The 24,834-nt window shown below is 55.1% G+C and carries 25 protein-coding genes and 2 tRNA genes; 19 read left to right on the top strand and 8 right to left on the bottom strand.

Features of this window, described 5'->3' with window-relative positions:
- The first annotated feature begins 219 nt into the window (after positions 1-219).
- Both secG and SK47_RS19100 read left to right on the top strand, forming a co-directional pair.
- Positions 220-552 (top strand): preprotein translocase subunit SecG, encoded by a 333-nt coding sequence (gene secG, locus SK47_RS19105; RefSeq protein ID WP_003861803.1) that lies wholly within the window; start codon positions 220-222, stop codon positions 550-552.
- 9 nt (positions 553-561) lie between these two features.
- Positions 562-648: transfer RNA gene (locus SK47_RS19100), tRNA-Leu, on the top strand.
- Between the two features lie 186 nt (positions 649-834).
- Here SK47_RS19100 and argG read toward each other — a convergent pair.
- The gene (gene argG / locus SK47_RS19095) at positions 835-2,181 is read right to left on the bottom strand and encodes an argininosuccinate synthase (RefSeq protein ID WP_003861801.1); all 1,347 of its coding nucleotides are present in this window, start codon (positions 2,179-2,181) and stop codon (positions 835-837) included.
- Positions 2,182-2,467: 286 nt separating this feature from the next.
- Between argG and SK47_RS19090 the strand changes: the two genes are divergently transcribed.
- From SK47_RS19090 to mtr, 12 genes are all read left to right on the top strand, one after another.
- A tRNA-Met gene (locus SK47_RS19090) sits at positions 2,468-2,544 on the top strand.
- Between the two features lie 207 nt (positions 2,545-2,751).
- On the top strand, positions 2,752-3,204 hold the full coding sequence (gene rimP / locus SK47_RS19085) for a ribosome maturation factor RimP (protein WP_014833432.1): 453 nt from the start codon (positions 2,752-2,754) through the stop codon (positions 3,202-3,204).
- Positions 3,205-3,232: 28 nt separating this feature from the next.
- Positions 3,233-4,735 (top strand): transcription termination factor NusA, encoded by a 1,503-nt coding sequence (gene nusA / locus SK47_RS19080; protein WP_003861798.1) that lies wholly within the window; start codon positions 3,233-3,235, stop codon positions 4,733-4,735.
- Positions 4,736-4,759: 24 nt separating this feature from the next.
- On the top strand, positions 4,760-7,447 hold the full coding sequence (gene infB / locus SK47_RS19075) for a translation initiation factor IF-2 (RefSeq protein WP_003861796.1): 2,688 nt from the start codon (positions 4,760-4,762) through the stop codon (positions 7,445-7,447).
- Positions 7,448-7,553: 106 nt separating this feature from the next.
- Positions 7,554-7,958, top strand: a complete 405-nt coding sequence (gene rbfA / locus SK47_RS19070) for a 30S ribosome-binding factor RbfA (RefSeq protein ID WP_003861793.1) — start codon at positions 7,554-7,556, stop codon at positions 7,956-7,958.
- Positions 7,958-8,908, top strand: a complete 951-nt coding sequence (truB, locus tag SK47_RS19065) for a tRNA pseudouridine(55) synthase TruB (protein WP_003861791.1) — start codon at positions 7,958-7,960, stop codon at positions 8,906-8,908. Before rbfA ends, truB begins: the two co-directional genes overlap by 1 nt.
- A 154-nt stretch (positions 8,909-9,062) precedes the next feature.
- On the top strand, positions 9,063-9,332 hold the full coding sequence (gene rpsO, locus SK47_RS19060; RefSeq protein WP_003861789.1) for a 30S ribosomal protein S15: 270 nt from the start codon (positions 9,063-9,065) through the stop codon (positions 9,330-9,332).
- A 242-nt stretch (positions 9,333-9,574) separates the two neighbouring features.
- The gene (gene pnp / locus SK47_RS19055) at positions 9,575-11,713 is read left to right on the top strand and encodes a polyribonucleotide nucleotidyltransferase (protein ID WP_003861786.1); all 2,139 of its coding nucleotides are present in this window, start codon (positions 9,575-9,577) and stop codon (positions 11,711-11,713) included.
- 110 nt (positions 11,714-11,823) lie between these two features.
- The gene (nlpI, locus tag SK47_RS19050) at positions 11,824-12,708 is read left to right on the top strand and encodes a lipoprotein NlpI (protein WP_003861782.1); all 885 of its coding nucleotides are present in this window, start codon (positions 11,824-11,826) and stop codon (positions 12,706-12,708) included.
- Between the two features lie 107 nt (positions 12,709-12,815).
- Positions 12,816-12,896, top strand: coding sequence for a protein YrbN (gene yrbN, locus SK47_RS24015; protein ID WP_097397692.1), 81 nt, complete (start codon positions 12,816-12,818; stop codon positions 12,894-12,896).
- Positions 12,889-14,784: a DEAD/DEAH family ATP-dependent RNA helicase gene (locus tag SK47_RS19045; protein WP_003861780.1), complete on the top strand. Its 1,896-nt coding sequence runs from the start codon at positions 12,889-12,891 to the stop codon at positions 14,782-14,784. Before yrbN ends, SK47_RS19045 begins: the two co-directional genes overlap by 8 nt.
- 142 nt (positions 14,785-14,926) lie before the next feature.
- Positions 14,927-16,171, top strand: a complete 1,245-nt coding sequence (gene mtr / locus SK47_RS19040) for a tryptophan permease (RefSeq protein ID WP_045347164.1) — start codon at positions 14,927-14,929, stop codon at positions 16,169-16,171.
- Between the two features lie 101 nt (positions 16,172-16,272).
- Here the strand turns inward: mtr and SK47_RS19035 are convergent, their stop codons facing one another.
- The 3 genes from SK47_RS19035 to SK47_RS19025 all read right to left on the bottom strand — a co-directional run bounded on the left by SK47_RS19035 (position 16,273) and on the right by SK47_RS19025 (position 19,240).
- Positions 16,273-17,280: a luciferase-like monooxygenase gene (locus SK47_RS19035; RefSeq protein ID WP_045347165.1), complete on the bottom strand. Its 1,008-nt coding sequence runs from the start codon at positions 17,278-17,280 to the stop codon at positions 16,273-16,275.
- Positions 17,281-17,358: 78 nt separating this feature from the next.
- Positions 17,359-18,237: a U32 family peptidase gene (locus SK47_RS19030; protein ID WP_045347166.1), complete on the bottom strand. Its 879-nt coding sequence runs from the start codon at positions 18,235-18,237 to the stop codon at positions 17,359-17,361.
- 7 nt (positions 18,238-18,244) lie between these two features.
- On the bottom strand, positions 18,245-19,240 hold the full coding sequence (locus SK47_RS19025) for a ubiquinone anaerobic biosynthesis protein UbiU (RefSeq protein WP_003861773.1): 996 nt from the start codon (positions 19,238-19,240) through the stop codon (positions 18,245-18,247).
- A gap of 221 nt (positions 19,241-19,461) precedes the next feature.
- Between SK47_RS19025 and SK47_RS19020 the strand changes: the two genes are divergently transcribed.
- Complete coding sequence (locus SK47_RS19020) at positions 19,462-19,986, top strand: ubiquinone anaerobic biosynthesis accessory factor UbiT (protein ID WP_003861771.1); 525 nt, start codon at positions 19,462-19,464, stop codon at positions 19,984-19,986.
- Positions 19,980-20,483, top strand: coding sequence for a GNAT family N-acetyltransferase (locus SK47_RS19015; protein ID WP_003861769.1), 504 nt, complete (start codon positions 19,980-19,982; stop codon positions 20,481-20,483). Before SK47_RS19020 ends, SK47_RS19015 begins: the two co-directional genes overlap by 7 nt.
- On the opposite strand, the gene SK47_RS19010 is transcribed toward SK47_RS19015, so the two are convergent.
- On the bottom strand, positions 20,470-20,799 hold the full coding sequence (locus SK47_RS19010; RefSeq protein WP_003861768.1) for a GIY-YIG nuclease family protein: 330 nt from the start codon (positions 20,797-20,799) through the stop codon (positions 20,470-20,472). The genes SK47_RS19015 and SK47_RS19010 overlap by 14 nt on opposite strands.
- Before the next feature lie 14 nt (positions 20,800-20,813).
- Here SK47_RS19010 and SK47_RS19005 point away from each other — a divergent pair, with 14 nt between their 5' ends.
- A complete protein-coding gene (locus tag SK47_RS19005) occupies positions 20,814-21,248 on the top strand; it encodes a YhbP family protein (RefSeq protein ID WP_003861766.1) in 435 nt (144 codons plus the stop codon).
- Here the strand turns inward: SK47_RS19005 and SK47_RS19000 are convergent.
- Positions 21,228-21,746 (bottom strand): type 1 glutamine amidotransferase domain-containing protein, encoded by a 519-nt coding sequence (locus SK47_RS19000; protein ID WP_015571965.1) that lies wholly within the window; start codon positions 21,744-21,746, stop codon positions 21,228-21,230. The genes SK47_RS19005 and SK47_RS19000 overlap by 21 nt on opposite strands.
- 128 nt (positions 21,747-21,874) lie before the next feature.
- On the opposite strand from SK47_RS19000, the gene SK47_RS18995 reads away from it, so the two are divergent.
- A complete protein-coding gene (locus tag SK47_RS18995; RefSeq protein ID WP_023304489.1) occupies positions 21,875-22,519 on the top strand; it encodes an NAD(P)H-binding protein in 645 nt (214 codons plus the stop codon).
- Between the two features lie 40 nt (positions 22,520-22,559).
- Positions 22,560-23,597, top strand: a complete 1,038-nt coding sequence (locus tag SK47_RS18990; protein ID WP_045895488.1) for a permease — start codon at positions 22,560-22,562, stop codon at positions 23,595-23,597.
- A 50-nt stretch (positions 23,598-23,647) separates the two neighbouring features.
- On the opposite strand, the gene dolP is transcribed toward SK47_RS18990, so the two are convergent.
- Both dolP and diaA read right to left on the bottom strand, forming a co-directional pair.
- Entirely contained in the window at positions 23,648-24,223 is a 576-nt protein-coding gene (gene dolP, locus SK47_RS18985; protein ID WP_003861756.1) for a division/outer membrane stress-associated lipid-binding lipoprotein, read from the bottom strand.
- Between the two features lie 9 nt (positions 24,224-24,232).
- Positions 24,233-24,823 carry a DnaA initiator-associating protein DiaA gene (gene diaA, locus SK47_RS18980; RefSeq protein WP_003861754.1) on the bottom strand — a complete coding sequence of 197 codons (591 nt, stop codon included), beginning with the start codon at positions 24,821-24,823 and terminating at the stop codon, positions 24,233-24,235.
- Positions 24,824-24,834: the final 11 nt, after the last annotated feature.

Raw genomic sequence — 24,834 nt, 5'->3', positions numbered from 1 at the left:
TTCAGAATAAGTGTTTAAAAAGGCGGCGTTTGCCGCCTTTGTTTTAAACAATTAATGGCTTTTTGCTGTTTTTTTCCGCAGTTGATACAATGCCTCGAAAATGCCCTTGCGAAGGTGATTCGCTTTGGTTAGTATTCACACCCGCTTCAGTGGGAAACAAAATCCTGCTAATTGGTCGAAGCATTGGTATGCGGCAAATCCGCAAGGAACAGGTTGATTATGTACGAAGCTCTTTTAGTTATTTTCCTTATTGTAGCCATCGCTCTCGTAGCGCTGATTATGCTACAGCAAGGTAAAGGCGCTGATATGGGAGCCTCCTTCGGAGCAGGCGCTTCCGGTACGCTGTTCGGTTCAAGTGGTTCTGCGAACTTCATGACCCGCACGACGGCGATTCTGGCTACGCTGTTCTTCATTATCAGCCTGGTGCTGGGCAATATCAACAGCAACAAGACCAGTAAAGGAAGCGAGTGGGAAAATCTGAGCGCGCCAGCAAAAACTGAGCAAACTCAGCCAGCTGCACCGGCTAAGCCAACCAGCGATATCCCGCAGTAAGTATTCCGTACCGAGGTGGTGGAATTGGTAGACACGCTACCTTGAGGTGGTAGTGCCCTAACGGGCTTGTGGGTTCGAGTCCCATCCTCGGTACCAATATTCCAGAAGAAAGACGTCGCAAGACGTCTTTTTTTTCGTCTTTATATTCTGTGTTTCCGATCTATTGTAGGGCGGGTAAGCGCAGCGCCACCCGCCGTTTTGCCCGGTGGCGCTGCGCTTACCGGGCCTACGAAGACCACAAAAAAGGCGCCCATTGGGCGCTTTTGCATGTCTTGCTGTCGATTACTTCTTATCGCTGTGTTCCAGGTTCTCAACCTGCGGCAGACCATTACCGGAATTCGCGGAGAGCAGGCCATTCTCAACATAGTTGAACAGCTTCTCACGGGTATCGGTGATGTCCAGGTTACGCATGGTCAGCTGGCCAATACGATCGTCCGGAGAGAATACTGACTCACCTTTCTCCATGGTCAGACGCTCTGCTTTATAGGTCAGGTTGTCAGACACGGTGTTCAGGATGGAGTAGTCGTTACCGCGACGCAGTTCCAGGGTCACTTCGCCGGTGATGGCGCTTGCCACCCAACGTTGCAGGGCGTCACGCAGCATCAGCGCCTGTGGATCAAACCAGCGACCCTGATACAGCAGTTTGCCCAGCTGACGGCCATGAGCGTGATACTGCTCAATGGTGTCTTCGTTGTGAATACCGGTCAGCAGACGCTCATAAGCGATGTGCAGCAGCGCCATCCCTGGAGCTTCGTAAATGCCGCGGCTTTTTGCTTCGATGATACGGTTTTCGATCTGATCGCTCATACCCAGCCCGTGACGACCGCCGATGCGGTTTGCTTCCAGCATCAGTTCAACATCGTCGGAGAACGTTTTACCGTTCAGGGCAACCGGATGACCACGTTCGAAACGCACGGCCACTTCTTCCGCCGGGATCTTAACGTTCTCATCCCAGAACTTCACGCCCATGATCGGGTTAACAATTTTTACGCTGGAATTCAGGAATTCCAGGTCTTTCGCTTCATGCGTCGCACCCAGCATGTTGGAGTCGGTTGAGTAGGCTTTCTCAACCGACATCTTGTAGTCAAAGCCGCAGGCAATCATAAACTCAGACATTTCATGACGGCCACCCAGCTCGTCGATGAAGTCGGTATCCAGCCACGGTTTGTAGATCTGCAACTCGGCGTTGGTCAGCAGGCCATAACGATAGAAACGTTCAATATCGTTGCCTTTATAGGTGCTACCGTCCCCCCAGATGTTCACGCCATCTTCTTTCATGGCGGCGACCAGCATAGTGCCGGTGACGGCACGACCCAGCGGGGTGGTATTGAAATAGGTCAGGCCGCCGGTAGTGTTATGGAAAGCACCGCACTGGATCGCGGCAATCCCTTCGGCGACCAGCTGCTTACGGCAGTCGATCAGACGTGCGTTCTCTGCGCCATATTCCATGGCACGACGAGGGATCGCGTCATAATCTTCCTCGTCCGGCTGACCCAGGTTCGCAGTATATGCATAAGGAACCGCTCCCTTCTGGCGCATCCACAGCAGTGCAGCGCTGGTATCCAGGCCGCCAGAAAAAGCGATGCCAATACGTTGTCCTACCGGGAGATGCTTGAGAATCGTCGTCATATAATAAAACCCTGCTTGATTGACTGATTAGAGACCGCTTTCGCTCTCGATGCATGTTTATGCAAAATAAGTGAGTATTCATTTAATCATCTTTTATCGACGACCGAAAGAGACGTGTGCGTTTTTTGTAAAAATTTCCCTTTTATTGCCCTGGCCGAAGTTGGGTTGACAGGTGGGGTCAACTATCAATATACTGAATGCCGATTTTACGTCCCGTCTTCGGTACCAAATCCCAGCATTATTTGCAAATTCTGTCCAAAACGCGTAGAATTTGCCACGTTTCAGGCGCGGGGTGGAGCAGCCTGGTAGCTCGTCGGGCTCATAACCCGAAGGTCGTCGGTTCAAATCCGGCCCCCGCAACCACTTTCCCATAAAGTTCTTTTTCAAATATACTGTGAAGACTTAGAGCCTTCGTAGCTGGATTTGAAAAAATGCTTTCGGAGAGTGCTCCAGGCCACAGTTGTGGCTATAGGGTTCAGTTATCTAAAGCCCCGATTTATCGGGGTTTTTTGTTATCTGACTACAGAATAACTGGGCTTTACGCCCTTTTTTTATGTCTTGGGGGTGGGCTTGTCCACATTAGAGCAAAAATTAACAGAGATGATTACTGCGCCGGTCGAAGCACTGGGCTACGAACTGGTCGGCATCGAATTCGTTCGCGGCCGTACATCCACACTGCGCATCTATATTGATAGTGAAGATGGCATCAATGTTGATGATTGTGCTGATGTCAGCCACCAGGTGAGTGCGGTTCTTGATGTTGAAGATCCGATTACCGTTGCGTACAACCTGGAAGTTTCCTCACCTGGCCTCGATCGTCCGATGTTCACGGCCGAGCACTACGTGCGCTTTACCGGTGAAGAAGTGGCTCTCGTTCTGCGTATGGCCGTACAGAACCGCCGTAAATGGCAGGGAATTATCAAAGCCGTTGATGGTGAAATGATCACGGTGACAGTCGAAGGCAAAGATGAAGTGTTCGCGCTGAGTAATATCCAGAAGGCGAACCTGGTTCCCCACTTTTAACAGTCTGGATTGAGGTGAAAAGCCCGCGATGAACAAAGAAATTTTGGCTGTTGTTGAAGCCGTCTCCAACGAGAAATCACTGCCGCGTGAGAAGATTTTCGAAGCGCTGGAAAGTGCACTGGCTACAGCAACCAAGAAAAAATACGAACAAGAGATCGATGTTCGCGTAGAAATCGATCGTAAAAGCGGTGACTTCGATACATTCCGTCGTTGGGTAATCGTTGAAGAAGTGACCCAACCGACCAAAGAGATCACCCTGGAAGCGGCACGTTTTGAAGACGAAAGTCTGAACGTGGGTGACTACGTTGAAGATCAGATTGAATCTGTTACCTTCGACCGTATCACCACCCAGACCGCGAAGCAGGTTATCGTGCAGAAAGTTCGCGAAGCCGAGCGCGCGCTGGTTGTCGATCAGTTCCGCGATCAGGAAGGCGAAATCATCACTGGCGTGGTGAAGAAAGTGAACCGCGACAACATCTCTCTGGAGATCAAATCCGAAGGACTGCCGGGTAACGCTGAAGCCGTCATCCTGCGCGAAGACATGCTGCCGCGTGAAAACTTCCGCCCAGGCGACCGTATTCGTGGTGTGCTGTATGCCGTACGTCCTGAAGCGCGTGGTGCACAGCTGTTCGTGACGCGTTCTAAACCAGAAATGCTGGTTGAACTGTTCCGTATCGAAGTGCCGGAAATCGGCGAAGAAGTTATCGAAATCAAAGCGGCGGCCCGCGATCCGGGTTCCCGTGCGAAAATTGCGGTGAAAACCAACGACAAGCGTATCGACCCGGTCGGTGCTTGCGTCGGTATGCGTGGCGCACGTGTTCAGGCGGTTTCTACCGAACTGGGCGGCGAGCGCATTGATATCGTTCTGTGGGACGACAACCCGGCGCAGTTCGTGATCAACGCAATGGCACCGGCTGATGTGGCGTCTATCGTTGTTGACGAAGACAAACACACCATGGATATCGCTGTAGAAGCGGGCAATCTGGCGCAGGCGATTGGCCGTAACGGTCAGAACGTACGTCTGGCGTCACAGCTGAGCGGCTGGGAACTCAACGTGATGACCGTTGATGACCTTCAGGCCAAGCATCAGGCTGAAGCCCACGCGGCGATCGATACCTTCACCAAATACCTGGACATTGACGAAGACTTCGCCACTGTGCTGGTTGAAGAAGGTTTCTCTACGCTGGAAGAACTGGCCTACGTGCCAATGAAAGAGCTGCTGGAAATTGACGGTCTGGATGAACCAACCGTTGAAGCCCTGCGTGAACGCGCTAAAAACGCACTGACCACCCTGGCGCTGGCTCAGGAAGAAAGCCTTGGCGATAAGAAGCCGGCTGATGACCTGCTGAATCTGGAAGGTCTTGATCGTGCGATTGCGTTCAAGCTGGCTGCCCGTGGTGTTTGTACGCTGGAAGATCTCGCTGAGCAAGGCGTTGATGACCTGGCCGATATCGAAGGTTTAACCGACGAGAAAGCCGGCGAACTCATCATGGCCGCACGTAATATTTGCTGGTTCGGCGACGAAGCGTAATAAACTGTAGCAGGAAGGAACAGCATGACTGATGTAACTGTAAAATCGCTGGCTGCTGAGATTCAGACCTCCGTGGACCGCCTGGTACAGCAATTTGCTGATGCAGGGATCCCGAAGTCCGCTGATGACTCGGTGACCGCGCAAGAAAAACAAACCTTGTTAGCGCACCTGAACCGTGAACACGGCTCTACGCCTGACAAGTTAACGCTACAGCGTAAAACGCGTAGCACGTTGAACATCCCTGGTACCGGTGGCAAAAGCAAGTCGGTACAAATTGAAGTCCGCAAGACGCGCACCTTTGTAAAACGTGATCCGCAAGAGGCAGAACGCCTTGCCGCGGAAGAGCAGGCACAGCGTGAAGCGGAAGAACAAGCTCAGCGTGAGGCAGAAGCCACTGCCAAACGTGAAGCAGAATTAAAAGCTGAACGTGAGGCCGCAGAAAAAGCGAAACGCGACGCCGGTGAAAAAGCGAAGCGTGACGCTGCGGAAAAAGACAAAGTGAGCAATCAACAGACCGACGAAATGACCAAAACTGCCCAGGCTGAAAAAGCCCGCCGTGAAAATGAAGCTGCCGAGCTGAAGCGTAAAGCGGAAGAAGAAGCCCGCCGCAAGCTTGAAGAAGAAGCTCGCCGCGTCGCCGAAGAAGCGCGTCGCATGGCAGAAGAAAACGAGAAGAATGGTGTGAATACTGCTGAACCAACTGAAGATACCAGCGATTATCACGTCACCACGTCTCAGCATGCGCGTCAGGCAGAAGACGACAACGACCGCGAAGTAGAAGGTGGTCGTGGTCGTACTCGCAGTGCAAAAGCTGCGCGTCCTGCGAAAAAAGGTAACAAACACGCTGAATCAAAAGCTGACCGTGAAGAAGCGCGTGCAGCGGTTCGCGGCGGTAAAGGCGGCAAGCGTAAAGGTTCCGCTCTCCAGCAGGGCTTCCAGAAGCCTGCTCAGGCCGTTAACCGTGACGTTGTGATCGGCGAAACTATCACCGTTGGCGAACTGGCTAACAAAATGGCGGTGAAAGGCTCTCAGGTCATCAAAGCGATGATGAAACTGGGCGCAATGGCCACCATTAACCAGGTCATCGACCAGGAAACCGCACAGCTGGTTGCCGAAGAGATGGGCCACAAAGTTATCCTGCGTCGTGAAAACGAGCTGGAAGAAGCAGTAATGAGCGACCGTGATACGGGCGCAGCGGCTGAACCGCGCGCACCGGTTGTGACCATCATGGGTCACGTTGACCACGGTAAAACCTCTCTGCTTGACTACATTCGTTCTACTAAGGTTGCCTCCGGCGAAGCGGGTGGTATTACCCAGCACATCGGTGCTTACCACGTAGAAACCGAAAACGGCATGATCACCTTCCTGGATACCCCAGGCCACGCAGCGTTTACCTCAATGCGTGCTCGTGGTGCTCAGGCAACGGATATCGTTGTTCTGGTTGTTGCTGCCGACGATGGCGTGATGCCGCAGACCATTGAAGCTATCCAGCACGCGAAAGCGGCGCAGGTGCCTCTGGTTGTTGCAGTCAACAAAATCGATAAGCCAGAAGCCGATATGGATCGCGTGAAGAACGAACTGTCCCAGTACGGCGTTATGCCGGAAGAGTGGGGCGGTGAAGCACAGTTCATCCCTGTATCTGCAAAAGCGGGTACCGGTATCGACGACCTGCTGAACGCCATCCTGCTTCAGGCTGAAGTTCTGGAGCTGAAAGCGGTTCGTAAAGGTATGGCGAGCGGCGCGGTAATCGAATCCTTCCTGGATAAAGGTCGTGGTCCGGTTGCAACCGTTCTGGTTCGCGAAGGTACTCTGCACAAGGGCGACATCGTTCTGTGTGGTTTCGAATACGGTCGCGTTCGCGCGATGCGTAACGAACTGGGTCAGGAAGTGCTGGAAGCGGGTCCGTCCATTCCAGTGGAAATCCTGGGGCTGTCCGGTGTTCCGGCTGCCGGTGACGAAGTAACCGTCGTACGTGACGAGAAGAAAGCGCGTGAAGTCGCTCTGTATCGTCAGGGTAAATTCCGTGAAGTGAAGCTGGCTCGTCAGCAGAAATCTAAACTCGAGAATATGTTCGCCAACATGACCGAAGGCGAAGTTCACGAAGTGAACGTTGTTCTGAAAGCGGACGTTCAGGGTTCTGTGGAAGCGATCTCCGACTCCTTGCTGAAACTGTCTACCGACGAAGTGAAAGTGAAGATCATCGGTTCTGGCGTAGGTGGTATCACCGAAACCGACGCAACTCTGGCAGCAGCGTCCAACGCGATCCTGGTTGGCTTCAACGTTCGTGCTGACGCATCTGCGCGTAAAGTGATTGATGCTGAAAGCCTGGATCTGCGTTACTACTCCGTCATCTATAACCTGATTGACGAAGTGAAAGCAGCGATGAGCGGCATGCTGTCTCCTGAGCTGAAACAGCAGATCATCGGTCTGGCTGAAGTACGTGACGTGTTCAAATCACCGAAATTCGGTGCGATCGCGGGCTGTATGGTTACCGAAGGGACCATCAAGCGTCACAACCCAATCCGCGTACTGCGTGACAACGTGGTTATCTACGAAGGCGAGCTGGAATCCCTGCGCCGCTTTAAAGATGACGTTAACGAAGTCCGTAACGGCATGGAATGTGGTATCGGCGTGAAGAACTACAACGACGTTCGCGTTGGCGATATGATCGAAGTGTTCGAGATCATCGAAATTCAGCGTACCATCGCGTAATCTTCTTCAACAGAAGATTAATGAGCGTAGGCCGGGTAAGCGAAGCGCCACCCGGCAGTAATTTTAAAAAGGGGCTTAAGCCCCTTTTTTGTCTGGAGAATTTATTATGGCGAAAGAATTTGGTCGCCCACAGCGCGTCGCGCAGGAGATGCAGAAAGAGATCGCTCTCATTCTGCAACGTGAAATCAAAGATCCACGCGTGGGTATGATGACCACCGTGTCTGGCGTGGAAATGTCCCGCGACCTGGCGTACGCCAAAGTGTTTGTAACTTTCCTGAATGACCAGGATGAAGACGCTGTGAAGAACGGCATTAAAGCGTTGCAGGAAGCCTCTGGTTTCATTCGCTCTCTGCTTGGCAAAGCGATGCGCCTGCGTATCGTGCCAGAGCTGACCTTCTTCTACGACAACTCGCTGGTTGAAGGTATGCGTATGTCCAACCTGGTGACCAGCGTGGTGAAACATGACGATGAGCGTCGTGTTAACCCGGCGGACGACAGCAAGGAGGACTGATGAGTCGTCCTCGTCGTCGCGGTCGTGACGTGCATGGCGTGCTCTTGCTGGATAAACCACAGGGCGCATCCAGCAACGACGTGCTGCAAAAAGTGAAGCGTATTTATAACGCCAACCGAGCAGGGCACACCGGCGCGCTGGATCCGCTGGCAACCGGCATGCTGCCGATCTGCCTGGGGGAAGCGACAAAGTTTTCCCAGTACCTGCTGGATTCCGATAAGCGCTACCGCGTGATTGCCAAACTGGGCCAGCGTACGGATACCTCCGATGCAGATGGCCAGGTGGTGGAAGAGCGCCCGGTGACCTTCAGCGCAGAGCAACTTGATGCGGCGCTGGACAGCTTCCGTGGTGATACGCTACAGGTGCCGTCGATGTATTCGGCGCTGAAATATCAGGGCAAAAAGCTCTACGAATATGCACGTCAGGGCATTGAGGTTCCGCGCGAAGCTCGTCCGATTACCGTGTATGAGCTGCTGTTCATTCGTCACGAAGGTGATGAACTCGAGCTGGAAGTACACTGTTCGAAAGGGACCTATATCCGCACCATCATTGATGACCTCGGTGAAAAGCTGGGCTGCGGCGCGCATGTGATTTATCTGCGTCGTCTGGCGGTCAGCAAATATCCGGTCGAACGCATGGTGACGCTTGAGCATCTGCACGCCCTGATTGAGCAGGCGCAAGCGCAGGGCGTTGCGCCGGCCGATCTGCTGGACCCGCTGCTGATGCCAATGGACAGTCCGGCAGTGGACTTCCCGGTTGTTAATCTTCCTTTAACATCGTCCGTTTACTTTAAGAACGGAAACCCGGTTCGCACAACGGGGGCACCGCTTGAGGGCCTGGTACGCGTGACGGAAGGTGACGAAGGGAAATTCATCGGTATGGGCGAAATGGACGGCGAAGGGCGTGTGGCGCCGCGTCGTCTGGTCGTCGAATATCCGGTCGAAGCGTGACGGTGATAACGCCTTACCTTGCGATAAGCAGGGGAGACGAGTAGAATATCGCCGCTTAACGCCTGGTAAATTGTTTAACAATCTGCGGGGCGTACATGGGATAGCTGAATTAGAGATCGGCATCCTTACATTCTTTATACTTTGGAGTTTGAAAATGTCTCTAAGCGTTGAAGCTAAAGCTAAAATCGTTTCTGAGTTTGGTCGTGGTACTAACGACAGCGGTTCTACCGAAGTTCAGGTTGCACTGCTGACTGCACAGATTAACCACCTGCAAGGTCACTTTGCAGAGCACAAAAAAGATCACCACAGCCGTCGTGGTCTGCTGCGTATGGTTTCTCAGCGTCGTAAACTGCTCGACTACCTGAAGCGTAAAGATGTTGCACGCTACACCGCGCTGATCGAGCGTCTGGGTCTGCGTCGCTAATTCTTGCGAGTTTCAGAAAAGGGGGCCTGATGGCCCCTTTTTTCAACCAGACGGCAGCAATTCAATGGAAACTATTGTATTGTTGCTATAAATGATCTTCATTGCAGAGGTTCGCGCGGCTAATGAGAGGCTTCACCCATGGGGGTGTCGGTTGTCATTAGTCGCGAGGATGCGAAGAAGGTCGGGTTAAATCGTCAGCACACCTGAGGTGTGCTTTCAAACATTTAAGAAAGGACAGAACTTTGCTGAATCCGATCGTTCGTAAATTCCAGTATGGTCAGCATACCGTCACGCTGGAAACCGGCATGATGGCGCGTCAGGCTACTGCTGCCGTTATGGTAAGCATGGATGACACTGCTGTATTCGTTACCGTAGTTGGCCAGAAAAAAGCTAAACCAGGTCAGGACTTCTTCCCACTGACCGTTAACTACCAGGAGCGTACCTACGCTGCCGGTAAAATCCCAGGTGGCTTCTTCCGTCGTGAAGGCCGTCCAAGCGAAGGCGAAACCCTGATCGCGCGTCTGATTGACCGCCCGGTTCGTCCGCTGTTCCCGGAAGGCTTCGTGAACGAAGTGCAGGTTATCGCAACCGTTGTTTCCGTTAACCCGCAGGTTAACCCGGACATCGTTGCGATGATCGGTGCGTCTGCTGCCCTGTCACTGTCTGGTATTCCATTCAATGGTCCAATCGGTGCTGCGCGCGTGGGTTACATCAATGATCAGTACGTGCTGAACCCAACTCAGGAAGAGCTGAAAGAGAGTAAGCTGGACCTGGTTGTCGCCGGTACTGAAGCCGCGGTGCTGATGGTTGAATCCGAAGCTGAACTGCTGAGCGAAGACCAGATGCTGGGCGCTGTGGTCTTCGGCCACGACCAGCAGCAGGTTGTTATCCAGAACATCAACGACCTGGTGAAAGAAGCCGGTAAACCACGTTGGGACTGGCAGCCAGAAGCGGCCAACGACGCGCTGAACGCACGCGTTGCTGCACTGGCAGAATCTCGTCTGAGCGACGCATACCGCATCACCGACAAACAGGAGCGCTATGCTCAGGTTGATGTGATCAAATCTGAAGTAACCGCGACCCTGGTTGCCGAAGACGAAACGCTGGACGCTAACGAAATTGGTGAAATCCTGCATGCCATCGAGAAAAACGTTGTTCGTAGCCGCGTACTGGCAGGCGAGCCGCGTATTGATGGCCGTGAAAAAGACATGATCCGTGGTCTGGACGTGCGTACTGGCGTACTGCCACGTACTCACGGTTCTGCGCTGTTCACCCGTGGTGAAACGCAGGCGCTGGTAACCGCGACCCTGGGTACTGCACGTGACGCACAGATCATCGACGAACTGATGGGCGAGCGCACTGACAGCTTCCTGTTCCACTACAACTTCCCTCCGTACTCTGTGGGCGAAACCGGTATGGTTGGCTCACCGAAGCGTCGTGAAATTGGTCACGGTCGTCTGGCGAAGCGCGGCGTGCTGGCAGTGATGCCAGAAGCAGACAAATTCCCGTACACCGTACGTGTGGTGTCTGAAATCACTGAATCCAACGGTTCTTCTTCCATGGCTTCCGTGTGTGGTGCTTCTCTGGCGCTGATGGATGCAGGCGTGCCAATTAAAGCCGCCGTTGCGGGTATCGCAATGGGTCTGGTGAAAGAAGGCGACAACTACGTTGTTCTGTCTGACATTCTGGGTGATGAAGACCACCTGGGTGATATGGACTTCAAAGTGGCGGGTTCCCGCGACGGTATCTCTGCCTTGCAGATGGATATCAAAATTGAAGGTATCACCAAAGAGATCATGCAGGTTGCTCTGAACCAGGCTAAAGGTGCGCGTCTGCACATCCTGGGCGTGATGGAACAGGCTATCAACGCGCCACGCGGTGATATCTCTGAATTCGCTCCGCGTATTCACACCATCAAGATCAATCCAGACAAGATCAAAGATGTTATCGGTAAGGGCGGTTCCGTTATCCGTGCACTGACCGAAGAGACGGGCACCACCATCGAAATCGAAGATGACGGTACTGTGAAGATCGCAGCAACCGACGGCGAGAAAGCGAAATACGCTATCCGTCGTATCGAAGAGATCACGGCAGAAATCGAAGTGGGCCGTATCTACAATGGTAAAGTGACCCGTATCGTTGACTTTGGCGCATTCGTTGCCATCGGTGGCGGTAAAGAAGGTCTGGTACACATCTCTCAGATCGCTGACAAGCGCGTTGAGAAAGTGACCGATTACCTGCAAATGGGTCAGGAAGTACCGGTGAAAGTTCTGGAAGTTGACCGCCAGGGCCGTATCCGTCTGAGCATTAAAGAAGCAACCGAGCAGTCTCAGCCTGCTGCGGCGCCGGAAGCTCCGGCTGCTGAACAGCAAGGCGAGTAAGGTTGCCATTTGCCCTCCGCGCAGGCGGAGGGCTTATTATCAGGCAGGACGCCTTGTTAAGCCGCCGGGGGACAGGACGTTCATCCAATAGTTGTCTTCGGGAGTGGGAAATGAAGCCTTTTTTGCGCTGGTGTTTCGTTGCGACAGCTTTAACGCTGGCAGGATGCAGCAACTCTGCCTGGCGTAAGAGCGAAGTCCTCGCAGTGCCATTGCAACCGACTTTGCAGCAGGAAGTCATTCTGGCACGCATGGAACAAATACTTGCCAGTCGGGCTTTAACCGATGACGAACGCGCACAGCTTTTATATGAGCGCGGAGTGTTGTATGATAGTCTCGGTCTGAGGGCACTGGCGCGAAATGATTTTTCACAAGCGCTGGCGATTCGACCTGATATGCCTGAAGTATTCAATTACTTAGGCATTTATTTAACGCAGGCAGGCAATTTTGATGCTGCCTATGAAGCGTTTGATTCTGTACTTGAGCTTGATCCAACTTACAACTACGCGCACTTGAATCGCGGTATCGCATTGTATTACGGCGGACGTGATAAGTTAGCGCAAGATGATCTGCTGGCGTTTTATCAAGACGATCCTAATGATCCTTTCCGCAGCCTGTGGCTTTACATCGTTGAGCAGAAGCTTGATGAGAAGCAGGCCAAAGAAGCACTGAAACAGCGCTTCGAGAAATCGGACAAGGAACAGTGGGGATGGAACATTGTCGAGTTCTACCTGGGCAACATTAGCGAAGCAACGCTGATGGAACGCCTCAAGGCGGACGCAACGGATAACACCTCGCTCGCTGAGCATCTCAGTGAAACCAACTTCTATTTAGGTAAGTACTACCTAAGTCTGGGGGATATGGACAGCGCTACGGCACTGTTCAAATTAGCGGTTGCTAACAACGTACATAACTTCGTTGAGCACCGTTATGCATTGTTGGAATTATCGCTCTTGGGCCAGGAGCAAGACGACCTGGCAGAATCGGACCAGCAATAGCTGACGACATAAACATCAGCCCGTAATCTTTTGATTGCCATCACCTTCACTGGTGAGGGCGTTGTTGTTCGTCAATACACCTAATTTGAGCCGGTTCACACTTTTCAATGAAAATTGCTAATCATTTTCACGATGAGCTAAGTAGACTGGCCGCCATTAATATCGAGGCACTTGTACTACATGGCTGAATTCGAAACCACTTTTGCAGATCTGGGCCTGAAGGCTCCTATCCTTGAAGCCCTTAACGATCTGGGTTACGAAAAACCATCTCCGATCCAGGCTGAGTGTATCCCACACCTGCTTTCTGGTCGTGACGTGCTGGGCATGGCCCAGACTGGTAGCGGTAAAACCGCAGCATTCTCGCTGCCGCTGCTGAACAACATTGATCCGGACCTGCGCGCGCCGCAGATCCTCGTCCTGGCTCCAACCCGTGAACTGGCTGTTCAGGTTGCTGAAGCCATGACGGAATTCTCTAAACATATGCGCGGCGTAAACGTGGTAGCCCTGTACGGCGGCCAGCGTTATGACGTGCAGTTACGCGCCCTGCGCCAGGGTCCACAGATTGTTGTCGGTACGCCGGGCCGTCTGCTGGATCACCTGAAGCGCGGTACCCTGGATCTCTCTAAACTGAGCGGCCTGGTACTGGACGAAGCCGATGAAATGCTGCGTATGGGCTTCATCGAAGACGTAGAAACCATCATGGCGCAGATCCCGGAAGGTCATCAGACCGCTCTGTTCTCTGCAACTATGCCAGAAGCGATCCGTCGCATTACCCGCCGCTTCATGAAAGAGCCGCAGGAAGTGCGCATTCAGTCCAGCGTGACCACTCGCCCGGACATCAGCCAGAGCTACTGGTCTGTATACGGCATGCGCAAAAACGAAGCGCTGGTCCGTTTCCTGGAAGCGGAAGATTTTGATGCGGCGATTATCTTCGTACGTACCAAAAACGCGACACTGGAAGTGGCTGAAGCCCTGGAGCGTAGCGGCTACAACAGCGCAGCGCTGAACGGCGACATGAACCAGGCCCTGCGCGAGCAGACCCTGGAGCGTCTGAAAGACGGTCGTCTGGATATTCTAATTGCAACCGACGTGGCAGCACGTGGTCTGGACGTTGAGCGTATCAGCCTGGTTGTAAACTACGATATCCCAATGGACTCCGAGTCTTACGTTCACCGTATCGGCCGTACCGGTCGTGCGGGTCGTGCAGGCCGTGCGCTGCTGTTCGTTGAGAACCGCGAGCGTCGTCTGCTGCGTAATATTGAACGCACCATGAAGCTGACCATTCCAGAAGCTGAGCTGCCAAACGCAGAACTGCTGGGCAAACGCCGTCTGGAAAAATTCGCCGCGAAAGTACAGCAGCAGCTGGAAAGCAGCGATCTGGATCAGTACCGTGCGCTGCTGTCCCAGATCCAGCCTGTCGCTGAAGGCGAAGAGCTGGACATGGAAACCCTGGCCGCAGCACTGCTGAAAATGGCGCAGGGCGAACGTAGCCTGATCGTGCCACCTGATGCGCCGATGCGTCCTAAGCGTGAGTTCCGTGACCGTGACGATCGTTTCGAACGTCGTGGCGACCGTAACGACCGTGGTCCACGCGGTGACCGTCCAGAGCGTGGTGGTGAAGACCGTCCACGTCGCGAGCGTCGTGACGCTGGCGAAATGGAACTGTATCGCATTGAAGTGGGCCGTGATGATGGTGTTGAAGTTCGTCACATCGTTGGCGCGATCGCTAACGAAGGCGACATCAGCAGCCGTTACATTGGTAACATCAAGCTGTTCGGTTCCCACTCCACCATCGAGCTGCCAAAAGGCATGCCGGGCGAAGTACTGCAACACTTTACTCGCACCCGCATCCTGAACAAGCCGATGAACATGCAGCTGCTGGGCGATGCACAGCCACGTCCTGACCGTGGCGGCGAACGTCGTGGCGGTGGTCGCGGTTTCGGTGGCGAGCGTCGTGAAGGCGGTCGCAGCGAAGGTCGCGGTGGTGAAGGCCGTCGTTTCTCCGGCGAGCGCCGCGAAAACCGTGGTCCACGCCGTGAAGAAGGTGCCAGCCGTCGTCGTTTCGGTGACGCGTAAGCCTTTCGCTTCTGACGTAAAGTAAAATATACAGCCCCGATAGTCGCTATCGGGGCTTTTTTTATTCCTTTTGTACTCTTGTACTGGTACAGTGCAGCACATTAAAATGCAGAACCACATTTTTCACTGGAGATAAGGCCGCATGGCAACACTAACCACCACCCAAACGTCACCTTCGCTGCTTGGCGGCGTGGTGATCATCGGCGGAACCATCATTGGTGCCGGGATGTTTTCCCTGCCTGTGGTCATGTCCGGTGCGTGGTTCTTCTGGTCGCTGGCGGCGCTGGTTTTCACCTGGTTCTGCATGCTCCATTCCGGGCTGATGATCCTTGAAGCAAACCTGAACTATCGCATTGGCTCCAGCTTCGACACCCTCACCCGGGATCTGTTGGGCAAAGGCTGGAACCTGGTGAACGGGCTGTCCATCGCGTTTGTACTCTATATCCTGACCTACGCGTACATTTCAGCGAGCGGGTCGATTCTGCATCACACCTTCTCAGAGATGTCGCTGAACGTTCCGGCGCGTCTGGCGGGTCTCTGCTTCGCGCTGGGCGTGGCGTTTATCGTCTGGATGAGCACCAAAGCGGTCAGCCGCATGACGGCAATCGTGCTGGGCGCAAAGGTCATCACCTTCTTTCTTACCTTCGGCAGCCTGCTGGGGCACGTCACGCCGGCCACGCTGTTTAACGTTGCCGAAACGAACACCTCTTATACGCCGTACCTGCTGATGACCCTGCCGTTCTGTCTGGCGTCGTTTGGCTACCACGGTAACGTACCGAGCCTGATGAAGTACTACGGCAAGGATCCGCGCACCATCGTGAAATGCCTGGTTTACGGCACGCTGCTGGCGCTGGCGCTGTATGTGATCTGGCTGCTGGGGACGATGGGTAACATCCCGCGTCCGGAATTTATCGGCATTGCGCAGAAGGGCGGTAACATTGATGTGCTGGTACAGGCGCTGAGCGGCGTGCTGAACAGCCGCAGCCTGGATCTGCTTCTGGTGGTCTTCTCGAACTTTGCGGTGGCGAGTTCATTCCTCGGCGTGACGCTGGGCCTGTTTGACTACCTGGCGGATCTGTTTGGTTTTGATGACTCTGCGACGGGGCGCTTCAAAACGGCGCTGTTGACCTTCCTGCCGCCGATTGTGGGCGGCCTGCTGTGGCCGAACGGTTTCCTCTACGCCATCGGCTATGCAGGACTGGCGGCCACCATCTGGGCGGCGATTGTACCGGCGCTGCTGGCGCGCAAATCACGTAAGCGCTTCGGCAGCCCGAAATTCCGCGTCTGGGGCGGAAAACCGATGATTGCGCTGATCCTGGTATTTGGTATCGGTAACGCGGTGGTGCACGTGCTGTCGAGTTTTAATCTGTTGCCTGTGTATCAGTAAAACGTGCGGTCTGAACCCCTCACCCCGGCCCTCTGCCGCAGGGAGAGGGAGAAAAGAATGTAGGCCCGGTAAGCGAAGCGCCACCGGGCAAAGCAAAAAAACTACCCCACCAACTCCTCTTTCACCTGCATTGCCAAATCAAACGAATGCAGACGCGCCTGGTGATCGAAAATCTGGCCGTTAACCATAATCTCATCCGCCTGGGTTTCACGCAGCACCGCCTCCAGCCCGTGACGCACTTTCGCCTTATCACCTACCAGCGACATACTCAGAGCCTGCTGCACGCCATACTGCTCGGAGGCCGACCACAGCTGATGCATATTCTCTACCGGCGGCGGCAGCTGGCCCGTCTCACCGCGACGCAGCTTCACAAACGCCTGCTGCATGGAGGTGAACAGGAATTCCGCGTCGCGGTTGCTGTCGGCGGCAATGATATTGATACAGACCATCGCGTACGGTTTCTCCAGACGCTCGGACGGTTTGAAGTGCGTGCGGTAGAGATGCAGCGCCTGATGCAGCATATCCGGTGCGAAATGCGAGGCAAACGCAAACGGCAGCCCCAACTGGGCGGCGAGCTGCGCGCTGTACAGACTTGAGCCTAACAGCCATACCGGGATCTTTTCCCCGTACCCCGGCACAGGACGCACGTGCGGGTTCGGATCCCGCGCGTCAAACCAGCCCACCAGCTCCGCCACATCGCGCGGGAAGTTATCGATATCGCCGCTCATATGGCGACGCAGGGCGCGCATGGTCGGCTGGTCGCTGCCCGGCGCGCGGCCAAGCCCTAAATCAATACGGCCCGGATAGAGGGTATTCAGCGTCCCGAACTGCTCAGCAATCACCAGCGGGGCGTGGTTTGGCAGCATCACGCCGCCGGAGCCCAGGTGCAGTGTGGTGGTATTCGCCGCCAGATAGCCAATCAGCACCGAGGTGGCGGCGCTGGCGATGCCCACCATATTGTGGTGTTCCGCCAGCCAGTAGCGGTGATAGCCGCGCTTTTCGGCAAGCTGAGCAAGATCGAGAGAGTGCGTGAAGGCTTCTCTGGCCGAGGAGCCTTGTGGGATCGGCGCCAGATCCAGCACCGAAAACGGAATGGTTTTGTCAGTCATAACAGCTCACTTTGTCGACGGTCAATCTTTAATACTGCATTAAAAAATGATAACCGTTGTTAACAAAGTGAGCCTTTTTTATGCCTGCAATTCCAGCCCGGCGAGACGTCGCCAGTAACCGTTGCAGTCGCTGTTTGCCGTCAGAGGCAGCGGAGCAGCGCCATTTTCGTTGGCGCGGAAGGCGTCCAGCATGGCGAATACGCCGGTATCAAGCGGCGAAAGACGCACCATATCCACCAGCCCGTGCATTGACGCCAGTTCGTTGCCGAGGTTATAGACGTAACCGCTCATGGTCTGAATGCCGTTAAGAACAAACACCTGCTGATTCTCCTGCGACAGCATGCTGCGTCCGTTCGGGTACTTAATGCAGCAGGTTTCGCACTCGTCTTTCGGACGATCTTCGGAACGTGCGGTGAAGCAGCGGGCAGAGTAGGCCAGCGGCAGATGCCCATAGCTCAGAACTTCCACTTCAAACTTGTTGCGAATGCCCAGCTCTTCGCACTGTGTAAGCAGGTTGGCCAGCCAGTCGCGGGAGAGTTCAACCGGCATGCACCAGCGGGTCATCCCCTGTTTGAGCAGCAGGCGCAGGGTCACGGCGTTATAGCAGTTCAGGGCATGTCCGGCGACAAACGGCAGCTTACGTTCGGCGCACATGTTCACCACGCCCAGGTCGCTCGCCTCCAGCAGGAACTCACCGTTTTCGACGTAGCGCTTCAGCTCGCCCAGTTCAGAGGACGCCTGCACCAGCGCCAGCGTCGAGAGCACCACCTGCTTGCCGCTGCCGGCCAGGCTTTTCGCCATATCCAGCCAGTCGCCCACTTTGGTGGCGCGGCGCTTGCTGCACACCGCTTCGCCGAGGTAAATCACATCGGCGCTGCTGGTAGCGGCCTGCTGGTAAAAATCTTCCAGCGTCTCTTTTGACCAGTAGTAAAGCACCGGCCCTAATGAATATTTCATGATTTTCTCACTGCCATTTACGGTGATACGCGCCGAGCGTGGTTTGGGTGCCTTCGGACATCGCGCCGAGCGTCTCCATCCATGCCGCCTGCGGAGCGTAGTTTTGCGGGTCCGCCATGCAGCGGTCGATGGCCTGACGCCACACCTTTGCCACCTGGCTCACGTAGGCCGGGCTGCGCTGGCGGCCTTCGATTTTCACCGAGGCAATATTGGCGGCCAGCAGCTCTGGCAGCAGTTCCAGCGTGTTGAGGCTGGTGGGCTCCTCCAGCGCGTGGTAGCGCTCGCCGTCCACCAGATATCGGCCTTTGCACAGTGTCGGATACCCCGCGTTTTCACCGTCCTGATAGCGGTCAATTAACACGTCATTCAGGCGTGACTCCAGTCCCTGCGGTGTTTGCTGCCAGCGAACGAAGCGGGCAGGCGAGCAGGCGCCGACGGTATTTGGCGATTCCCCGGTGAGATAGGAAGAAAGATAGCAGCGGCCTTCAGCCATGATGCACAGGCTGCCGAAGGCAAAAACCTCCAGCGGCACTGGCGTGACGCGCGCCAGTTGCTTAACCTGATGAATAGAGAGCACGCGCGGCAGCACCACGCGGGCTACGTCAAAGTGTCGATGATAAAAACGCACGGCCTCTTCATTGGTGGCCGATGCCTGAACAGAGACGTGGCGCTCAATATGCGGATAACGTTCTGCCGCATACTCAAGCATGGCGAGGTCGGCCAGGATCAGCGCATCGGCGCCCAGCTGGGCCGCCATATCCACGGCGCGCTGCCAGCGGGCATAGCCATCAGGATGGGCAAAGGTATTGATGGCGATGTGCAGTTTGCGCCGGTGCTGGTGAACGAAGTTAACGGCTTCCTGAAGCTTTTTCTCCGTAAAGTTAAGACCCGCAAAATGGCGGGCGTTGGTATCATCTTTCAGCCCGATATAGACCGCATCGGCCCCATTTTCGATGGCCGCCTTAAGCGCCGGAAGGTTTCCGGCAGGGCAGAGCAGCTCCATAATTTATCCCGATGTTGTCGATCGCAGGGATCGTAAAAAATGTTAACGAGCTGGGATTTTAATTAACCCATACGCGACAATTTTTGATTTAAGGCAGCTAATGGCGTATTGATGGCACCAATAATGAGGTACACCGGACAACGGTTTGTTGATTTACGCCGCTATCTTCTTGTCGGGATATGGCAAAATAGCAGGACTATAGCTATCAGGGAGTAAAGCTCGTGCTGGATAAACTGCGTTCACGTCTCGTACAATTTGGTCCATCAATGCTGAGCGTGCCGGTAAAACTGGCGCCGTTCGCGCTTAAACGCCAGGTGCTGGAACAGGTACTGAGCTGGCAGTTCCGCCAGGCGCTACAGGACGGTGAGCTGGAGTTTCTGGAAGGCCGCTGGTTAAAGATTGAAGTGCGCGATATCGGGTTGCGCTGGTTTACTTCCGTTGAGAACGATCGGCTTATCGTCCGTGAAACCGCCGAGGCGGATGTCAGCTTTAGCGCGGATGCCAGCGATCTGCTGATGATCGCCGCGCGCAAACAGGATCCGGACACCCTCTTCTTCCAGCGTCGTCTGGTGATTGAAGGCGACACGGAGCTCGGTCTGTACGTCAAAAATTTAATGGATGCCATTGAACTGGAGCAGATGCCGAAAGCGCTGCGTATGATGTTGATGCAAATGGCAGATTTCGTTGAGGCCGGGCTAAAAACCCCGCCGGACAGTAAACACACTTCAGTAGGTGAACCATGCTGATTCGAGTCGAAATTGGGATTGATGCGCCGGGTATCGATGCGTTGTTACGCCGCTCTTTTGCAGGCGACGCCGAAGCCCAACTGGTTCACGATCTTCGCGAAGATGGCCTGATTACGCTGGGCCTGGTTGCCACTGACGATGAAGGGCAGGTGGTCGGCTACGTGGCCTTCAGCCCGGTGATTGTGCAGGGTGAAGAGTTACAGTGGGTCGGCATGGCGCCGCTGGCGGTGGATGAAAACTACCGTGGCCAGGGCCTGGCGCGCCAGCTGGTCTATGAAGGGCTGGATTCCCTGAATGAATTTGGCTATGCCGCTGTCGTCGTTCTGGGCGATCCGGCGTTCTACGAACGTTTAGGTTTTGAGCCAGCGTCCAGATACGATCTGCGCTGCCACTGGCCGGGCACGGAAACATCTTTCCAGGTGCATCCTCTGGCGGATGATGCGCTCGACGGCGTTACCGGTCTGGTGGAGTACCACGATCATTTCAATCGTTTTTAAGCAGGCTTTCGCGTAGCGCCTCGAAAGAGCCGTCCCCGTTGACGAGACGCTCTTTCTGGCGCTTTGTCAGCTGCTTGATGCGGTATTCCAGCCTGAGCGCCAGGGATCTGTCGCCCACGGCGGCTGAAAACGCTAACTGAAGTTCACCTTTCCCCCGTAGTGCTTTCGCCCCTTTCCCCGTTTGATGTTGTAAAAAACGCCGTGCCACATCGGTAGTGATCCCGGTGTAGAGTGCGTTATCAGCGGTTCGGACAAGATAGAGAAACCAGCACACGGTAAACAGATTCAGTATGTTAAGGTGAACGCACCATAGCATGAGAGAGAGCGAAAATGGAAACACTGGCCGCCATTAACCGCTGGCTGGCAAAGCAGCATGTCGTGACCTGGTGCGTCTGTAAAGACGAGGAGATGTGGTGCGCAAATGCCTTTTATTACTACGATCCCGAGCGTGTGGCCTTTTACGTGATGAGCGAAGACAAAACGCGGCATGCGCAGATGACGGGCCAGCAGGCAAAAGTGGCAGGTACGGTAAACGGTCAGCCTAAAACCGTTGCGCTGATCCGCGGGGTCCAGTTCAAAGGTGAAATTCGTCGCCTGGAAGGGGAGGAGAGCGACGCGCAACGTAAACGCTATACGCGCCGCTTCCCGGTGGCTGCGGCGCTAAAAGCCCCGGTGTGGGAAATCCGCCTTGATGAGCTGAAATTTACCGACAACACCCTGGGCTTTGGTAAAAAGCTGCACTGGTTACGCGCCGAGCAGGCGTAGCGCTTCACGGTTAAACGCCGGCAGATCGTCCGGTGTACGGCTGGTGATCAGCTGATCGTTATCGTTCACCACTTCCTGATCGTAGAACTCGGCTCCCGCGTTTTTCAGATCGATAACGATCGGTTTCACCGCGGTGAGCTTACGCCCGCGTACCACCTCGGCGCTGATCAGCAGCTGCGGACCGTGGCAAATGGCAAACACCGGTTTACCGGTGCCGACGAAGTCACGGGTAAAGGTGACGAAACGCTCGTCCCCGCGCAGGGAATCCGGTGAATGGCCGCCCGGTAACAGCAGGGCGTCGAAATCCGACGGGCTGACGTTATCAATGGATTCGTCAATGGTCACGCTGGCTTCACCCTTGTGGCCCTTCACGGTTTTACCCGCTTCTTTCTCAATGGTGACCACCTCGTGGCCCGCCTTCCGGAATGCCTCTGCTGGCGACGTAAATTCTGAATCTTCAAACTCGTCGGTAATCAAGACTGCGATTTTTTTACCCATGCTTCCTCCGTTGTTTTCGCTTCAGACTGTTTTTTTCCCGTTTGTGGTAAATACTTACCGGTAACAGACTTTTAAGTGTGGTAGAGCAGGCCCAGAACGCAAACGGACAATTCTGTAAAGGGGATAAGATGAGTCAGGTACTGATTACCGGCGCAACCGGGCTGGTGGGTGGACATCTGCTGCGGCTGCTGATCCAGGATCGGCATATCAACTATATCGCCGCCCCGACGCGTCGCCCGCTGTTGGATATCACCGGCGTCTATAACCCGCACGATCCACAGCTCACCGACGCGCTGGCGCAGGTGCAGGATCCCATTGATATCGCCTTTTGCTGCCTTGGCACCACCCGACGGGAAGCGGGCAGTAAAGAAGCTTTTGTCCATGCGGATTACACGCTGGTGGTGGATACCGCCCTGACGGCGAAAAAGCTGGGCGCAAAACATTTCCTGGTGGTCAGCGCGCACGGCGCGAACGCAGGCTCGCCGTTTTTTTACAACCAGGTGAAGGGCAAAATGGAAGAGGCGTTAATCGCGCAGAAATGGGAGCGCCTGACCATCGCGCGGCCTTCCATGCTGATGGGGCACCGTGACGAACGTCGTTTTAACGAGTCTTTTTTCGCTCCGCTGTTTCGCATTCTGCCGGGTAACTGGAAGTCCATCGAGGCGCGGGATGTCGCGCTGGCGATGCTAAAAGAGGCGCTGGCTCCGTCGCAGGAGGGGGTTAATATTATCCCTTCGGCAAAACTGCGTGAAATCGCGCAGGGCGAGGCGTAAACTTCCCCAGCTTATTAAATAACACCTTCCGGGGAATGGTATGACTGGTCAGTCTTCATCTCAGGCGGCAACACCTGTTCAGTGGTGGAAGCCCGCACTCTTCTTTCTCGTGGTCATCATTGGCCTCTGGTATGTGAAATGGCAGCCGTACTACGGTAAAGCCTTCACCGCCGCCGACACCCACAGCATCGGTAAATCGATTCTCGCGCAGGCCGATTCCAGCCCGCTACGCGCGGCGTGGGATTACGCAATGGTCTATTTTCTTGCCGTCTGGAAAGCGGCGGTATTGGGCGTATTGCTGGGCTCGCTGATTCAGGTACTTATCCCGCGTAACTGGCTGGTGAAAACCCTGGGACAGCCGCGCTTGCAGGGCACGCTGCTGGGGACGATTTTCTCCCTGCCGGGCATGATGTGTTCCTGCTGCGCCGCACCGGTGGCGGCGGGTATGCGCCGACAGCGCGTGTCGATGGGCGGCGCGCTTGCCTTCTGGATGGGTAACCCACTGCTGAATCCGGCAACGCTGGTGTTTATGGGCTTCGTTCTCGGCTGGCATTTCGCGTTTATCCGTCTGGCGGCTGGCCTGCTGACGGTGGTGCTTGTCGCTACGCTGGTGCAGCACCTGGTGAAAGACAACGAGGCCGGGTCTGCTTCCGTTGAGCTGGACGTCAGCGAGCCGCAGGGCAGTTTCTTTGCTCGCTGGGGCAAAGCGCTGTGGCAGCTTTTCTGGAGCACCATTCCGGTCTATATCCTGGCCGTACTGGTGCTGGGGGCCGCGCGCGTCTGGCTGTTCCCGCATGCGGATGGCGCTATCGACAACACGCTGATGTGGGTGATTGCGATGGCGGTGGCCGGTTGCCTGTTCGTGATCCCAACCGCGGCGGAGATCCCGATTATTCAGACCATGATGATGGCCGGTATGGGGACCGCACCAGCGCTGGCGCTGCTCATCACGCTGCCGGCGGTGAGCCTGCCGTCGCTTATCATGCTGCGTAAGTCATTCCCGGCGAAAGCGCTGTGTCTGACTGCGGGGCTGGTGGCGTTGAGTGGAGTGATTGTGGGGAGTATGGCGCTTGTGTGAAAAAAAGCCCGGTGGCGCTAGCGCTTACCGGGCCTGTAGCCAGGTGGGAATTACTTAATGTAAGTAAAGGCGGTGGTGACGTGTTTCACGCCGCTCACCCGGCTGGCGATATCCGCTGCCGCTTTCCCTTCACGTTCCGTCACCAGACCCAGCAGGAACACTTCGCCGTTCTCCGTGGTCACTTTCACGTTTGAGGATTTCACCTGGTCGGTACCCAGCAGCTGGGAACGCACTTTGGTGGTGATCCAGGTATCAGATGACGCGGTGCCGAGACCAATCGGCTGGCCCTGGCGGATCTCGTTATACACTTCCGCCGTGCCTTCCACACCCATCGCGATCTGTTTGGCGCGCGAGGCGAGTTCAGGATTTGGCGCCTGGCCTGCCAGCAGCACTTTGCCCTGATAAGCCGTCACGTTGATGCGTGCTTCCTTCTTGATCTGCTCGTCTTTCGACAGCGCACTGTTTACGCGCAGCTCAAGCGTACCGTCATCCACCTGCGTCCCAACGGTACGCGGATCGGTCGCTGCTTTGGTGCCGACCGCTGCGGTACCGACTACAGCGGCAGCGATGCATCCCTGAAGCAGTAATGCAGACATCACGACTGCAAGGGCCGATAAAACCTTCATGAGAACTCCTTAATCATCCTGGTGAGGGAAAAGCGTGTTATCGATCAGATCGCATAAGCAGTTCACCGTGAGCATATGCATCTCCTGGATGCGGGCGCTACGGTGCGAAGGAATGCGGATCTCCACATCCTGCGGCCCCAGCAGGCCAGCCAGCTCACCGCCGTCGTAACCGGTCAGGGCGACAATCGTCATATCCCGGGTCACTGCCGCTTCAACCGCTTTAACGATATCCCGGCTGTTACCGCGCGTGGAGATCGCCAGCAGCACGTCTCCGGCATGGCCTAAGGCGCGCACCTGCTTGGCGTAGATTTCGTCATGCAGACGATCGTTGGCAATCGCAGTTAAGACCACGTTATCGGTGTTTAGTGCAATGGCAGGTAAGCTTGGGCGCTCGGTTTCGAAGCGATTGATCATGCTGGCAGCAAAATGCTGTGCGTTGGCGGCGGACGTGCCATTGCCACAACAGAGGATTTTGTTGCCGTTGAGCAGCGACTGAACCAGTGTCATCGCTGCACGCGAGATCGCGTCCGGAAGGGCTTCCGCCGCGGCAATCTGCGTTTGAATGCTTTCTGTGAAGCACACTTTAATTCGTTCGAGCACGGTATCCCTTT

This window comes from Enterobacter sp. BWH52, assembly GCF_001037565.1.
GTDB lineage: Bacteria > Pseudomonadota > Gammaproteobacteria > Enterobacterales > Enterobacteriaceae > Enterobacter > Enterobacter hormaechei_C.
Note: the sequence above shows the minus strand (reverse complement) of the source record. Positions and strands in the feature narration are given on the sequence as shown.

Excerpts from the sequence above, each read along its gene's own strand:
- secG (WP_003861803.1), top strand. The coding sequence starts at position 220 with ATGTACGAAGCTCTTTTAGTTATTTTCCTTATTGTAGCCATCGCTCTC.
- argG (WP_003861801.1), bottom strand. The coding sequence starts at position 2,181 with ATGACGACGATTCTCAAGCATCTCCCGGTAGGACAACGTATTGGCATC.
- nusA (WP_003861798.1), top strand. The coding sequence starts at position 3,233 with ATGAACAAAGAAATTTTGGCTGTTGTTGAAGCCGTCTCCAACGAGAAA.
- infB (WP_003861796.1), top strand. The coding sequence starts at position 4,760 with ATGACTGATGTAACTGTAAAATCGCTGGCTGCTGAGATTCAGACCTCC.
- rbfA (WP_003861793.1), top strand. The coding sequence starts at position 7,554 with ATGGCGAAAGAATTTGGTCGCCCACAGCGCGTCGCGCAGGAGATGCAG.
- truB (WP_003861791.1), top strand. The coding sequence starts at position 7,958 with ATGAGTCGTCCTCGTCGTCGCGGTCGTGACGTGCATGGCGTGCTCTTG.
- rpsO (WP_003861789.1), top strand. The coding sequence starts at position 9,063 with ATGTCTCTAAGCGTTGAAGCTAAAGCTAAAATCGTTTCTGAGTTTGGT.
- nlpI (WP_003861782.1), top strand. The coding sequence starts at position 11,824 with ATGAAGCCTTTTTTGCGCTGGTGTTTCGTTGCGACAGCTTTAACGCTG.
- yrbN (WP_097397692.1), top strand. The coding sequence starts at position 12,816 with ATGAAAATTGCTAATCATTTTCACGATGAGCTAAGTAGACTGGCCGCC.
- SK47_RS19045 (WP_003861780.1), top strand. The coding sequence starts at position 12,889 with ATGGCTGAATTCGAAACCACTTTTGCAGATCTGGGCCTGAAGGCTCCT.
- mtr (WP_045347164.1), top strand. The coding sequence starts at position 14,927 with ATGGCAACACTAACCACCACCCAAACGTCACCTTCGCTGCTTGGCGGC.
- SK47_RS19035 (WP_045347165.1), bottom strand. The coding sequence starts at position 17,280 with ATGACTGACAAAACCATTCCGTTTTCGGTGCTGGATCTGGCGCCGATC.
- SK47_RS19030 (WP_045347166.1), bottom strand. The coding sequence starts at position 18,237 with ATGAAATATTCATTAGGGCCGGTGCTTTACTACTGGTCAAAAGAGACG.
- SK47_RS19025 (WP_003861773.1), bottom strand. The coding sequence starts at position 19,240 with ATGGAGCTGCTCTGCCCTGCCGGAAACCTTCCGGCGCTTAAGGCGGCC.
- SK47_RS19015 (WP_003861769.1), top strand. The coding sequence starts at position 19,980 with ATGCTGATTCGAGTCGAAATTGGGATTGATGCGCCGGGTATCGATGCG.
- SK47_RS19010 (WP_003861768.1), bottom strand. The coding sequence starts at position 20,799 with ATGCTATGGTGCGTTCACCTTAACATACTGAATCTGTTTACCGTGTGC.
- SK47_RS19005 (WP_003861766.1), top strand. The coding sequence starts at position 20,814 with ATGGAAACACTGGCCGCCATTAACCGCTGGCTGGCAAAGCAGCATGTC.
- SK47_RS19000 (WP_015571965.1), bottom strand. The coding sequence starts at position 21,746 with ATGGGTAAAAAAATCGCAGTCTTGATTACCGACGAGTTTGAAGATTCA.
- SK47_RS18995 (WP_023304489.1), top strand. The coding sequence starts at position 21,875 with ATGAGTCAGGTACTGATTACCGGCGCAACCGGGCTGGTGGGTGGACAT.
- SK47_RS18990 (WP_045895488.1), top strand. The coding sequence starts at position 22,560 with ATGACTGGTCAGTCTTCATCTCAGGCGGCAACACCTGTTCAGTGGTGG.
- dolP (WP_003861756.1), bottom strand. The coding sequence starts at position 24,223 with ATGAAGGTTTTATCGGCCCTTGCAGTCGTGATGTCTGCATTACTGCTT.